Annotated in this window: 10 protein-coding genes; 6 read left to right on the plus strand and 4 right to left on the minus strand. The window is 68.3% G+C overall.

Annotated elements, in window-relative coordinates; genetic code table 11:
• Positions 1–173 precede the first annotated feature (173 nt).
• Entirely contained in the window at positions 174–542 is a 369-nt protein-coding gene (locus J2X58_RS04520) for a hypothetical protein (RefSeq protein WP_090053609.1), read from the minus strand.
• Between the two features lie 146 nt (positions 543–688).
• On the opposite strand from J2X58_RS04520, the gene J2X58_RS04525 reads away from it, so the two are divergent.
• The 3 genes from J2X58_RS04525 (at position 689) to J2X58_RS04535 (ending at position 3,436) form a co-directional block, all read left to right on the plus strand.
• The gene (locus J2X58_RS04525; RefSeq protein WP_310046636.1) at positions 689–1,138 is read left to right on the plus strand and encodes a nuclear transport factor 2 family protein; all 450 of its coding nucleotides are present in this window, start codon (positions 689–691) and stop codon (positions 1,136–1,138) included.
• A gap of 91 nt (positions 1,139–1,229) precedes the next feature.
• On the plus strand, positions 1,230–2,690 hold the full coding sequence (locus J2X58_RS04530; protein ID WP_310046637.1) for a hypothetical protein: 1,461 nt from the start codon (positions 1,230–1,232) through the stop codon (positions 2,688–2,690).
• A 116-nt stretch (positions 2,691–2,806) separates the two neighbouring features.
• Positions 2,807–3,436, plus strand: a complete 630-nt coding sequence (locus J2X58_RS04535) for a hypothetical protein (protein ID WP_310046640.1) — start codon at positions 2,807–2,809, stop codon at positions 3,434–3,436.
• Here the strand turns inward: J2X58_RS04535 and J2X58_RS04540 are convergent.
• Together J2X58_RS04540 and J2X58_RS04545 are read right to left on the minus strand one after the other, a co-directional pair.
• Entirely contained in the window at positions 3,433–7,578 is a 4,146-nt protein-coding gene (locus J2X58_RS04540) for a CheR family methyltransferase (protein WP_310046642.1), read from the minus strand. The two genes, J2X58_RS04535 and J2X58_RS04540, sit on opposite strands and share 4 nt — an antisense overlap.
• A 36-nt stretch (positions 7,579–7,614) precedes the next feature.
• The gene (locus tag J2X58_RS04545) at positions 7,615–8,910 is read right to left on the minus strand and encodes a sigma-54 dependent transcriptional regulator (protein WP_310046645.1); all 1,296 of its coding nucleotides are present in this window, start codon (positions 8,908–8,910) and stop codon (positions 7,615–7,617) included.
• A gap of 197 nt (positions 8,911–9,107) precedes the next feature.
• Here J2X58_RS04545 and J2X58_RS04550 point away from each other — a divergent pair, with 197 nt between their 5' ends.
• The 3 genes from J2X58_RS04550 to J2X58_RS04560 are packed head-to-tail and all read left to right on the plus strand — an operon-like array spanning position 9,108 to position 12,392.
• Positions 9,108–10,400 (plus strand): divalent metal cation transporter, encoded by a 1,293-nt coding sequence (locus J2X58_RS04550; protein ID WP_310046647.1) that lies wholly within the window; start codon positions 9,108–9,110, stop codon positions 10,398–10,400.
• Positions 10,401–10,419: 19 nt separating this feature from the next.
• Entirely contained in the window at positions 10,420–11,409 is a 990-nt protein-coding gene (locus tag J2X58_RS04555) for a zinc-binding dehydrogenase (protein ID WP_310046649.1), read from the plus strand.
• Entirely contained in the window at positions 11,406–12,392 is a 987-nt protein-coding gene (locus J2X58_RS04560; protein ID WP_310046651.1) for a Gfo/Idh/MocA family oxidoreductase, read from the plus strand. Before J2X58_RS04555 ends, J2X58_RS04560 begins: the two co-directional genes overlap by 4 nt.
• Here the strand turns inward: J2X58_RS04560 and J2X58_RS04565 are convergent.
• Positions 12,383–13,429 (minus strand): SDR family oxidoreductase, encoded by a 1,047-nt coding sequence (locus tag J2X58_RS04565; RefSeq protein WP_310046653.1) that lies wholly within the window; start codon positions 13,427–13,429, stop codon positions 12,383–12,385. The two genes, J2X58_RS04560 and J2X58_RS04565, sit on opposite strands and share 10 nt — an antisense overlap.
• Positions 13,430–13,507: the final 78 nt, after the last annotated feature.

The raw sequence follows: 13,507 nt of genomic DNA on the forward strand, positions 1-13,507 counted from the left end.
ACGACGAAGTTGCGGCGCCCGGCATCGGGGGCGGTGTTATGGGAATCGGTCACGGGTATCTCCTTGGGTGGCCCGCGCCCTTTTTACGTAATGCACACGCGGCCGGATAGGACGGTCGTGCCGCGTTTTGATCGACACGATGGTTCCGGGTCGCGGCGCCGGTCGAGGGGGCCTCAATGCAGGCGCCGGGATGCTTCGTCGACCGTGACGTTCGTCTCGGGCACGGCCTGCAGGCGTTCGCGGGGGATGGGATCGCCGCTCAGGTCGGAGAGGCCGTAGGTGCCGTCCTCGATCTTCTCGAGCGCGCGGTCCACGGCGGCGAGCCGGGCCTCGTCATGCGCGAGCAAGGCCTCGTCGTTCTCCTGCTGGGCGAAGCGTTCGCCATCGTCCCCGGCGTCCTGCGGCTCGCCACCGGCGGCCGACTGCAGCAGCTGCTCGTCGGCACCCGCCGCGTCGCCGGACGCGATCAGCTGTCGGCGAAGCGCGAGGAGACGCTGCTTCTGGCCATGGATGAAGGCATCGTCGAGATGATTGGCGGGCATGCGGCGTCTCCGGTAAGCGCGTGGGAAGGCCGCTGGTGTACCAGAGGCGGCGTGAAGGGGCTTGTCGATTCGTCCTCCGGGCAAGGCACCAGGGCCGCTCCCTCCGGTTAGGATGGGCTCCCGACATGGGAGTGAGGGGAGTGCGTATGACCATCCGAATCGTGATCGTGGCGGCGCTCGCCGTGCTCGCGGCCGCCTCCGCGCAGGCGGCCGCGCCGCCGGAGGAGCAAGCCGTGCTCGCACCGGTCTATGCGATGTTCGCGGGTATGGCGAAGTACGACCAGGCGGCCATGCTGGCGACCGTGCAGCCCGAAGGCAGCGTGGCGCTGCTGCGGGACGGCGTTGTGAAGCGCATGACCCTGGGCGAGTTCGTCAGCCACGTGAAGCCGGGCAAGGGGCGCATCGAGGAACGCATCCACGATCCGCTGGTGCGCGTCGATGGCGACCTGGCCATGGTCTGGGCGCCGTACGAGTTCCTTGTCGACGGCAAGGTGCACCACTGCGGCTCGGACCTGATCCACCTCGTGCGCACGAACGGCAGGTGGCTGATCGCGGGCGTGGCCGACAACAGCCGGACGGATTGCGCGGCGAAATAGCGATTCGCTCGCCTCCACCCGCGGGGTGGCGGTATTCAAGAGACCGCGACGCTCGCCGATAACCCGTGCAGGGAAATCGCAAGGAGATCGCATGATAGGGAACATATCGACGGGCATGCTCGCGCGGCCGATCGCGCAGACGATGGAACGCGGCTCCGTGAGCCCTGTGGCGATGCCATCGGTGGCCGCACCGCCCTCCGTGGTAGTGACCCTGAGCGGGGCGGGCGCGCCCCCCGTGTCGCCGGTCTACGCCAGGCCGGCGATGCCGGTATGGCAGACGTCGTCCGACGACGCCGTCACGCTACGCATGGCGCGTCAGTACGACGCGAGCACGGACGGAGCGCGGTTCGCGGGACTCGGCGCCGCGCTGGTCGGGCAGTTCGCCGCCGAGGGCGTGGACTTCGCCCAGGCCGTGTCGACTCGCGGCGCGCAGGGCAGCGACGGAACCGCGTTCAGCCTCTCCGTGACGACCGCGAGCGGCAAAACGGTGACCTTCGCGCTTACCGGGAGCGACGGTGAACTTCAGGTATGGGCTCGCGGAAGCGCGACGCTCGACGACGCGGAACGCGCGGCGGTGGCGAAGCTCGCCGATGGCTTCCAGGCCGCGATCGACGGTCTGGCCGGCTCCCCGCCGAAGCTCGATCTCGCGGCGCTCGCCGCGTTCGACAAACATGCGTTCGCCTCGGTGGACGTCACGGCCAGCGTGGCGTCGGCCAACCGTGCGCCGATGACACTCGCGTTCCACGCCGATACCGGCGGACGAACCCTGAAGCTCACCTCGGCCGAGGGCGTCGTCGATATCGGGGTCGACGCGTCGTCGGGGGCCATCCTCGGCACGGCGTCGCAGCGAGATCGCGCGATGGCCAATGTCCTGGGCGAGGTCGACAAGGCGACGGCGCGGGGGCACGGCGATCGGTTCCTCGCGGCGATGTTCAAGGACGCCTTCCGTCAGCTGCACGCCGCCGACGACGTCCCATCCGGCACGACGCGACCGATGGCCGCCTCGCTCTCGAAGGCGGAGCACGCGATGCTGAGCGGCCTGGCGGACTACCATGCCAGCATCGTCCAGACCGCCGTGGCGTCGAACCCTTACCGGGCGGACGAGAAAGACGCCTTTTCGTACGACACCTCGCAAGCCACTCGCATCGGCGAGGGCGGCATGCGCAACCGCGAACTGTCGCAGCGCCGCGACACGCATCTGCTCGCCAGTTTCCATTCGCCGCTGACGGTGGGTGGCACGCTGTCCCTGACCGACGATCCGCTGTCGCAGAACTATCTCTACACCCAGATCGACGACCGGGCCAGCAGCCTCGCGGAAATCGGCTATCGCGACGGCAAACTCGTCAAGGCGTCGCTCACGCTGAGCGCCAGTCAGTCGACCCACCAGATGAAGTACGTTTTCGGCAGGCTTGTCGACGAGACCACGAACCCCGCGTCGCGCACGAGCACGCTGGACTTTCTCGAACTGCTCGCCGACGCGGACGAGCTGTCGCCGTCGACGACGCGCCGTCGCGAGGCGGAGCGAGAGCAGGTCTACGCGTCGGTCAACTAGCGGATCCGCCTGGAGTCGGATCCTTCCTCCGTCTGATCGACCTTGCCTTCGTGCGGGCGTGCCATTCACATCGCTGGCGTTAACTTCCCGATGATGCCGAGCCTCCGGAGAAGCCAATGACGTCCAGAGTGCCCACGCCCGCAGGGGACGCCGCGTTCCGTCGCGACGTCGCGCACGACCTCAGCACGCCGCTGGGTGGCCTGCTTCTGAAGATCGAGCTGGCCGACCACTACTTGCGCCTCGGCCGGATCGAACCGGCACGGAAGGAAGTTGCCGAGCTCCTGCGCGATGTCGAGGCCTTCGGGCGCGAGTTTCATGCGGCGTTCGCTGCGATCGCCGACGTGGCGGAGGGCGGCGAAGGGCAAGGGGATCCTCGACCTTGCCTCGACGCGGCGATGGACGATCTGGGCGACGACGCGCCGCGCCTCGAATGGCAGGGTGAGTCGCACCGCGTGACACTCCCCACCGCCGCGCTGACGGCGTTGATGCGACGGCTCGTGCGGATGGCGATCGCGTCGGGAGTCACCGAGTCCCGCGTGGTCGCCGAGCGCGAGGGCGACACCCTTCGTCTGACATTGCCTGGCGTGTTCGCCCGGTCCGGCACAGCGCCCCGTTCCGTGGACGGCTCCCTCCGACTGCATCTGGCCGTCGCGCGCGAACTCGCGGCCCGGTTCGGGGGCTGGCTGGACGAAGCCGGCGATGCGCCGCTTCGGCTCGTCCTGCCCCTCGCGCGCGCCACCGGCTAGTTCGCGCCGCCTCGATTCCGTTCGAGCCGCGCGAGCAGTAGCAGAAGCGTGCTCATGGACACCGGCTTGCCAAGATGCGCGTCGAAGCCGGCCTGCAGCGCCTGGCGCTCGTCCTGTGGACGGCCAAAGCCGGTCAGCGCCACGGCGGTCACGTTACGGGAGGCGGCGTCCGCGCGCACGGCGCGGATGAGGGCGAAACCGTCCATGTCGGGCATGCCGATGTCCGACAGCAGCGTGTCGTACTCGCCGGTCCTGAGCAGCTCGAGCGCTTCGGGCGCCGAGTGCACGGCGGCCACCGAGGCACCCTCCAGTTCCAGGAGCTCCGCGAACGGTTCCAGCAGTTCGTCGGAATCGTCGACCATCACGATCCGGCGGCCGACCAGGGCGCCTTCCGCGGCGGACGTGTCGCCGACCTCGCCGGTTGGCGCATCGGAGAGACGACGCGGGATCGTGACGACGAAGGTAGCGCCTTTCCCCGGCCCCTCCGAGTGCGCGGTCACGAGGCCGCCATGTAGCTCGACCAGCTCCCGCACGAGCGCAAGGCCGATGCCGAGCCCGCCCGAGGTGCGATTGCGGCGATGGCCACCCTGTTCGAACATCTCGAAGGCACGCGCCGCCACCTCCGGCGTCATGCCGACACCGTCGTCCTCGACGCGCAGGATCGCCTCGTCGTCGTCCAGTTCGACGGTCACCTCGATATGGCCGTTGTCCTTGGAGAACTTGTAAGCGTTGCTGAGCAGGTTCCAGATCACCTGCTCGACGCGCACCGCATCGGCCATGATGACCAGGTCGTCCTTCGGCAGATTGAGCGTGAGGTGTATGCCGCGGCGCATGAGATCCCGTCCGAGGCCGTCGGCCACACGGAGAATGCAGTCGCTGACGTTGACCGGCGCGATGCTGAGCGCAAGCTTGCCCGTGTTGAGGCGCGAGAGGTCGAGCAGATCGTCGATGATCTGCGCCTGGCCCTCGACGGTATGCCGGATGGCGTCCGATGCCCGGCGGAGCAGGGGATCGTCCTTCGCCGCCGCGGCGCGCGCGATCAGCTCGGCGTTCATCACGATCAGGTTGAGAGGGTGCTTGAGTTCGTGCGACATCACGGCGAGGAATTCGTCCTTGAGCTCCACCGCGGTCTGTGCCTGCCGACGCGACGCCTTCTCCACCGACAGCAATTCCTCCCGCTCGCGTTCTCGCTCCTTCTCCAGCGTAACGTCGCGCGCGATCTTCGCATAGCCGTGGAATCCCCCCTGGTAGAGCGGCGTGGTGATGCCGCTGCAGAAGATGCGTTCGCCGTTGCTGCGCAGGTGCCAGCGATCGTCGGTGGCGCGGCCGGTGCGGCGTGCCTGTTGCAGTTCCGCTTCGAACACGCCGCTGGCGCGATCTTCCGGCGTGAAGATCAGGTCGCCGCGGCGGCCGATGACGTCGGCCGCGGAGTAGCCGAAGATGCGCGCGGCGCCGTTGCTCCAGGACGTGATGTTGCCATCGGGGTCCGTGGTGATGAAGGCGTAATCCAGGGCGCTGTCGGCGATAAGGCGCATCCGCTCGTCGCTGCTGCGCGCGGATTCCTCCGCGGCGCGGCGGCGCGTGATGTCGATGAAGGTCAGGACCGCGCCCTCGATGCGATCCTCGGCGGTGCGATAGGGCAGGATGCGCGCGATGTACCAGCGCTGGTCCCTGCCGCGCACCTCGCGTTCGATCGTCCGGAGCGACTGGAACGCCTCCGCCGCGTCGTGGGCGAGCTCCGGATAATCGAGGCTGTGGTTCAGGTCGAGCAGCGAACGCCCGACGTCGGCGCTGATCAGCCGGAACACGTCGGCGGCGCGCGGCGTGAAGCGCTTGATGCACATGTCGCGATCGACGAACACGGTGGCGATGTCGGTCGAGGCGACGAGATTGTGGAGATCGTCGTTGACCTTGGCGGTTTCCTCGACCTTCAGCTTCAGCTCGTGGTTGACGGTGATGAGCTCCTCGTTGATCGACTGCAGCTCTTCCTTGCTCGTCTCCAGCTCCTCCGTCGCCGAGCGCAGCTCCTCGTTGATCGACTGCAGTTCCTCGTTCGACGCCTTGAGCTCCTCGCTGGAGCTTTCCGATTCCTCGATCGTGATCTGCAGTTGTTCCTTGGCACGCCCGAGCTCGTCTTCCAGCTGGAGCAGCATCGGCGTCTGCGCGCTTGCGTCGAGCTCGACGTCGGTTCGTTCCCGCCCCGGAGCCTCGTGGAACGTGACGATCTGATAACCGGCGTCGGTCTCCTGGTCGCGGACCGGGCCCACCTCGATCGTGACCGTGACGGGCGCGCCGGCGAGGGACAACGAGACACCCCGCGCCCGGACGACGCGGTTCTCCTGCGTCGCCTGGAACAACGAGGTACGCAGTTCCAGACGCAGTTCGGGAAGGATCAGCGACGTGAGCTGGTAAGAAGGCGCGCCCGCGATCATCCTCAGGAAGCGGCTCGCTCCTTCGCCCATGTGCGCGATGTGTCCCTCGCGGTCGACGAGGATGCTGGGCGGCGCGTGGTCCTGGATGGCACGGCGATGGATATCGGCCAGCGAACTGGCGCGTCGGTCCTGCGCCGTGGCGACAGTGACGGTGGTGCCGGCGACCGACTGCGCCGGCACCTCGCGCGTGGGTGCCTGCAGGCGGAGGCCCGTATCCCGGGTGCTTGCCGCACGGTAGATCCGGTTCTTCTTGTCCACTGGGACGAAGTACTTCGAGGCCATGTCCGCGGACTCGGAACTGCCGAGGAACAGGTAGCCGCCCGGACGCAGCGCGAAATGGAACATCTCGAGCACATGCGCCTGCACGTCGCGGTTGAGGTAGATCAGCAGGTTGCGGCAGCAGATCAGGTCGAGCTTCGAGAAGGGAGGGTCCTGCAGGACGTTGTGCCGCGCGAAGAGCACCTTCTCGCGCAACTGCTTCGGCACACGGTAGAAGTTGTCGTTGCGGGTCAGGAACTTCGATACCCGGCCTGGCGCGATGTCCGTGGCCACCGCCGCCGGATAGGCTCCCTGGCGCGCGTACGCGATGGCGTCGTCGTCGATGTCGGTGGCGAACACCTGCACGAGCGTGCTCGGCGGTGCCGCTTCGGTAAGGAGCATCGCGATCGAATACGCTTCCTCGCCCGTGGCGCAGCCGGCGCTCCATGCGCGGATGCGACCGTCCTCGGCGAGCCCCTCGATGAGGTGCGGGAGGACCTCCCGTTCGAGCGCTTCGAATGCCTCCCTGTCGCGGAAGAAGTTCGTGACGCTGATGAGCATGTCCTTGAGCAGGGCCGGCCGTTCCGCGGGATGGTCATGCAGGAAATCGCGGTACGCCTCCAGCGTGTGCAGCCCGTTCACCTGCAGGCGGCGCTCGATGCGCCGCAGCACGGTCGCGCGCTTGTACGAGCGGAAGTCGTTGCCGGTCTTGGCCCGCAGGATCAGCATGATGTCGCGGAACGCGTCCTCGTCCACGACGACTGTCGAGGGCGCGGCCGGCTCCCGGTCTTCCTGCTCCTCGTTCTTCACCGGCAGGGCGATGCGAGTCGTGTCCTTGCCCAGCCTGAGCACGCGGTCCGGCAGATCCCCCAGGGGAAGCACGAAATCGACCGCGCCCGTCGAGATGGCGGCGCGGGGCATCTGATCGTATTCGGCGTCATCGGGCGCCTGCACCAGGGTGACGCCGCCTCGCTCGCGGATGCGTGCGATGCCGACCGATCCGTCCGCTCCCGTGCCGGTCAGCACGATGGCGATGGCCCGCTCGCGGTGCACCTCGGCGAGGGTCCGGAAGAAGTAGTCGATGGCGACGTGCTTGCCCTGTTCCTTCCTGAGCTCCACGAGGCGCAGGTAACCGTCGTTCATCGACAGCCCCTTGCGCGGCGAGATGATGTAGACCTCGTTCTTCCGCAATGGCACGGGTTCGTTCACCTGCGTCACCCGCATGGCCGTCGCCCGCTGGAGGATCTGGTCGGCGATGCTGTCGTGCTTGGGCGAGAGGTGCATGACGATGACGAAAGCCATGCCCGGATCGGAGGGCATCGATTCGAAGAACCGTGTCAGCGCGGCGAGTCCGCCGGCCGACGTGCCGATCCCGACCACCGGAAAATCGAGGTGGCTGACCCGGATGTTCGGATCGGCCTCGGGATCGATGGGCGGCACGGAGGAAGACATCGGGACAACCTTAGGCAGCGGAGCGTGGATTCTCGCTCATTGTGCCGCATGCAGGGGATCGTCCGGGGCGTCGGCACGATAGCGGGCCAGCTTGTTGTAGATGGTGCGTGTGCTGATGCCCAGCCGCGCGGCGGCCATCGCCCGGTCGCCGTCGGAGGCGATGAGCGCGTCGAGGATGGCTTCGCGTTCGATGTCGTCGAGCGTGCGCGGGTCACGCGTTTCCCGCGGCCTTTCCTGAGCCGGCCCGTCAAGGACGAGAGCCTCCCCTCCGCCAAGCCACGCGCGCTGCACGCGTTGGCGCAGCTCGCGTACGTTGCCGCGCCAGCGATCGCCGCGAACGGTGTCGAACGCACCCGGTGCGAAGCGTCGCGCCGTGCCGTACTCGCGGTTCAGGTCGTCGAGGATCGCTTGCGCGATGACCTCGATATCGTCGGGTCGCTCGCGAAGCGGCGGCATGCGTACCTCGTACCCGGCGACGCGGAAATAGAGGTCGGCGCGGAGTCGCCCTTCGTCGATCGCGCGACGTGGATCGACATTGGTGGCCGCGACGACGCGTGCGTCGACCCGCTTCGGCGACCGTGCGCCGAGCGCGAGCACCTCCCCGGATTCCAGGAATCGCAGCAGGGCCGCCTGCACCGTCGGGGGCGCCTCCGCGAGTTCGTCGAGGAAGAGCGTGCCGCCATCGGACTGGGCGACGAGCCCTTCCTCGTGCTCGACGGCGCCGGTGAAGCTGCCGCGCCGGTGACCGAAGAGCTGGCTGGCGAGCAGTTCCGCCGACAACGCCGCGCAGTTGACCGCGATGAAGCGGCCGCCCCGCCCACTCCGGTCGTGGATCAGGCGCGCCGCCAGCTCCTTGCCGGTCCCGCTCTCGCCGTGGATCAGCACGGGGAAGCGACTGGAGGCGACGGCTTCGAGTTCGTCGACGACCGCTCGCATCGCCGGCGACCGGCCAAGCAGGGAGCCCGGAGATGCCGGGGAAGGGGAGGTCCGGGCGAGGAGTTCGCGGAAAGCGGAAAAGCGAAAAGGCTTGGTCAACACGCCGAGCGTGCCCGGCACGCTGCGCCCTGCCCACGTCGCCAGGGACGCGTCCCCGCTCATGACGATCTTGCGCGTGCTCGCCAGCCGGGGCTCGGCAAGCAGTTCGAGCCCGCAGCCGTCGGGTAAGCCGATGTCGACGAGCGCGCAGTCGAAGCGCTGCCTCGACGCCATCCGCATCGCCTCCCCCAGCGTGGTGACGGGGTAGGGATCCAGGCCTATCTGACGAGCGAACTCACCCGTCGCCTCGGCGAAACGACGGTCGTCGTCCAGGATCAGTAGCGTGGCGGCGGACATGATCGGGACATGGGCACGTGCGTCGAAATGGAAGGAATATCCCGAACGTGGATCGATGGCCGTGAGCGGCATGTGAACGCGTCATCACCAGCGGCCGGGGTTGCTGTTCAGCAACGTCCCGTCGTGTTCACGCGAGCGGTTCCGCGGTCTGCGTGTCGCCTTCCCATGATCGTCCGCATCTTCTTCCGGAGTACGACATGGGCCGATCGACGGCGGATGCCGGGAGCGGCCGGTCGCGGCGACCCCTTCGCTGGCTGGGCGGCGGTGTCATCACGGGCGCCGCGGATGACGATCCCTCGGCGATCGGCACCTACGCGAGCACGGGTGCGAAGTACGGGCTTGGCGCGCTCTGGATCGCGCCCGTTCTCCTGCCGATGATGTACGTGGTGATGTATGTGTCGGCGAAGCTCGGGCGCGTCTACGGGAAAGGCCTGTTCGCCGCGATGCTCGACCGTTTCCCGCGCGGCGTCGTGTACCCGATGGCGGCGCTCGCGTTCATCGGCAACGTCATCGAGGCCGCGGCGAACCTTGGCGGCGTCGGCGCGGCCCTCAACCTGCTCCTGCCGTTGCCCGTCTGGGCGTGGGTCGCCGTGGTGGCGGTCGTGGTGACGGGCCTGCAGGTGCTCGGCTCGTACGACCTGTTGCGACGCATCTTCCGCTGGCTGGCGCTCGCGCTGTTCGCGTACATCGCCGCCGCCGTCATGGCGAAACCCGACGCGATGGACGTGCTGCGCGGCACGCTGGCACGCGACGTGCGCTTCGACGCCGGATTCGTCGGCATGCTGGTCGCCTGTATCGGTACCTCGCTTTCCGCCTACGTCTACACGTGGCAATCGAACCAGGAGGTCGAGGAGCGCGTGGACGCGGGGGATCCGGATCCGTCCCGGCATCCGGGCGCCTCGGACGCCGGCATGCGGGTGATGCGCCGCGACGTCGTCGCCGGCGTCGCGTTCTCCAACATCGTGCTGTACTTCATCATTATGTCCACGGGCGCGACGCTGTACGCGAACGGGCAGCACGACATCGAGAGCGCGGCGCAGGCCGCCAGCGCCCTCGAACCCGTCGCCGGAAGCGCGGCGCGCTGGTTGTTCGCGCTCGGCGTCGTCGGCGTCGGATTTCTCGCGATCCCGGTGATGACGACGGGGGCCGCGTACGATCTGGTGCAGGTCTTCCGGCGTCCGGGCAGCCTTCACAGCGCGCCGCGCGAGGCTCCGCTCTTCTACGGGACGATCCTTGCCGTCACCGTCGTGGCCGTCGCGCTGAACCTGCTTGGCTTCAACCCCATGCGGGCGCTGGTCTGGTCCGGGGTCGTGCAGGGATTCTCGGTGCCGCCGCTGCTGTTGCTGATCATGATCATGACGAGCGATCGCCGCATGATGGGCGACCGTGCCAACGGCACGCTCACGCGCGTCCTCGGCTGGAGCACCGTCGCCATCACCGGCGCCACGACCGTCGCACTCGTCGTCCTCTGGGCGACGGGGCGGACATGACACCCCGAAGGAGATCATCATGAGTCGAACCGTACCCGTTTCCATGCGGGCCGCCGTCCTCGCCGGTCCTGCCGACGTGCGCATCGAGGAAGTCGCCCTGCCACGGCCCGGTCCTTCGCAGGTAAGGGTAAGGCTCCAGGGGAGCGGCCTGTGCGCGTCGAACATTCCCGCCTACGAAGGGCGGGAATGGTTCACGTATCCCATGCCGCCGGGCGACCTCGGGCACGAAGGATGGGGCGTGGTCGACGCGGTGGGCGAGGACGTGACGCAGATCGAACCGGGCCAGCGCGTGGCGATGCTGTCCTTTCGTGCCTATGCGGAATACGACGTCGCGGACGCCACGCACGTGGTGCCGCTCCCGGCCGCGCTCGGCGACACCCCGTTTCCGGGCGAGGCGTTGGGCTGCGTCATGAACATCTTCCGTCGCGCCGGTGTCGAGGCGGGACACACGGTCGCCATCGTCGGCGTCGGATTCCTCGGTGCGGCGCTCGTCCAGCTCTGCGCGAAGGCGGGTGCCCGCGTCATAGCGGTCGCACGATCGGAAGCGGCGCTCGACCTGGCCCGACGCTGCGGCGCGGCCCATGCGCTGCCGATGCACGATCACGCGACGTTGCTCGAGCAGGTCGGCGCCCTGACGCAGGGGCGCCAGTGCGAGCGGACGTTCGAATGCACGGGCAAGCCATGGCCGCTCGATCTGGCCGGGGAGTTCACCGGCGTGCGCGGGCGCCTCGTGATCGCCGGCTACCATCAGGACGGCCTGCGCCAGGTCAACGTGCAGCTGTGGAACTGGCGTGGCATCGACGTCGTCAACGCGCACGAGCGCGACCCCGCAGTGGCCGCCGAGGGCATACGCGACGCGGTGGACGCCGTGCTCGACGGTCGCCTCGACCTGTCGTTGCTCGTGTCCCATCGCTACCCGCTCGAACGCGCGGGCGAAGCGCTGGAAGCGGTGCGCACGCGCCCCGGGGGTTTCACCAAGGCCGTCCTGCTGATGGAGGATCCGTCATGACGCGGAAGCTGCGGCTCGGGTTCGCGGGGGTGGGCTGGATCGGACGCAACCGGATGGCGGCACTGATCGACTCCGGGAGGGTGGAGGCCTGCGGCATCGTCGACCCTGACGAAACGTGCGTGGCGGAAGCGAGGCAGCTCGCGCCGGATGCGCTCGTCTGCGCGACCTTCGAGGAACTGCTCGTGCTCGATCTGGACGGCGTCGTCATCGCGACGCCGAGCGCGGGCCATGCGCTGCAGTCGCTCGACGCGCTCGAGCGCGGTCTTCCCGTCTTCTGCCAGAAGCCGCTGGGCCGCGACGGCGACGAGGTGGCGGCGGTGGTCGCCGCCGCGCGTGCCGCGGACCGCCTCCTAGGCGTGGACCTCAGTTATCGCCACCTCGCAGGCATGAATGACGTACGGGCGATGCTGACGCTCGGGGAGCTGGGGCGTGTCTACGCGGTGGAGGCGGTGTTCCACAACGCGTACGGTCCGGGCAAGCCGTGGTTCTACGATCGCACCCAGTCGGGGGGCGGGTGCGTGGTCGACCTCGGCATCCATCTCGTCGATCTGGCGCTATGGCTGCTCGGTCACCCTTCCGTCCTTGGCGTGGACAGCCGCTGCTTCGTGAAAGGGCGACCTTTGAAAAGCGTTCCCGACGCGGTGGAAGACTTCGCCAGCGCCCGGATCGACCTGGAAGGCGGGACCGTGCTCGACGTGACCTGTTCCTGGAACCTTCCGATCGGTGCCGACGCGGACATCGGCCTGCGCATCTTCGGCACCAACGGAGGGATCGGCCTGCGCAACGTGGAAGGTTCGTTCTACGACTTCATGCTGGAGCGCTACGACGGTCGCCAGCGTACGACCCTCGCATCGCCGCCGGACGCATGGGGTGGCAGGGCCGCGCTCGCCTGGGCGGAGGCGCTGCAGGTATCGCCGCGCTACGACGACGAGGCCGACTGGCTGGTCGACCTCGCCCGGGTGCTCGACCGCTTCTATGCCTGAGTCATCGCGCGCGCGTCGGCCGCCGTCGTGGAGCGGCGCGCGCGCCGGCGTGCGGGAGCGATGGCGGCGCGGAACGCCTCGATGGTGAGCGCCAGGCCTTCGTCCGCCGAGACGCGCGGCGACCAGCCCAGCATCGCCTGCGCACGTGCGATGTCCGGCCGGCGTCGCTGCGGATCGTTTTCGGGAAGGTCGTGGAAGGTGAGTGTCGACGTGCTGCCGGTCAGCCGGATGATCAGTTCGGCGATCTCCGTAACGGTGCGCTCCACAGGGTTGCCCAGGTTCATCGGGCCGCAGTGATCGCAGTCCATGTAGCGGACGATGCCCTCGACGAGGTCGGACACGTACTGCAGGCTACGCGTCTGCGACCCGGTGCCGAACACCGTCAGCGGTTTGCCCGCGAGCGCCTGGCAGATGAAGTTGGTGACGATGCGGCCGTCGTCGGCATCCATACGTGGGCCATAGGTGTTGAAGATGCGGATGATGCGCACGGGCAGCCCGTGGTGGCGGTGGAAGGCCATCGTCGCGGCCTCGGCATAACGCTTGCCTTCGTCGTACATGCTGCGCGGCCCGTTCGGGTTCACGTTGCCCCAGTCGTCTTCCTGCTGCGGATGGTGCAGCGGATCGCCGTAGACCTCGCTCGTGCTCGCGAGGAGGAACTTCGCGCCGTGCGTCTGGGCCATCCTGAGCAGGTGGTGCGTGCCGAAGCTGTTCGCTTCGAGGGTCTCGATCGGCCAGCGCTGGTATTTCGGTGGCGAGGCAGGACTCGCCAGGTGCATCACCCAGTCGGCGCGGTCGTCGAGGGAGAACGGTTTCGCGATGTCCTGCTCGACGAGACGGAAGCGTGGGTGCCGGTCCAGATGGGCGAGGTTGGCTCGGCGGCCGGTGATAAGGTCATCGATGCCGGTGACGCGGTGGCCGTCGGCGATGAAGCGGTCGACGAGGTGGCTGCCGACGAAGCCGGCGGCGCCGGCGACGACGATGTGCAGGGGCGAATGAGCCGCCGACACGGCTCCCTCGGGGGTGGGTGCCTTGGCCATGATGAGTCCTCGACTGGTGGGGAACGCTTTCAGCATGGAAGGCGATCGATGCGGGAGGAGTGAAAAACACGGGCCTGC

This window comes from Luteibacter sp. 3190 (assembly GCF_031456385.1).
Lineage (GTDB): Bacteria > Pseudomonadota > Gammaproteobacteria > Xanthomonadales > Rhodanobacteraceae > Luteibacter.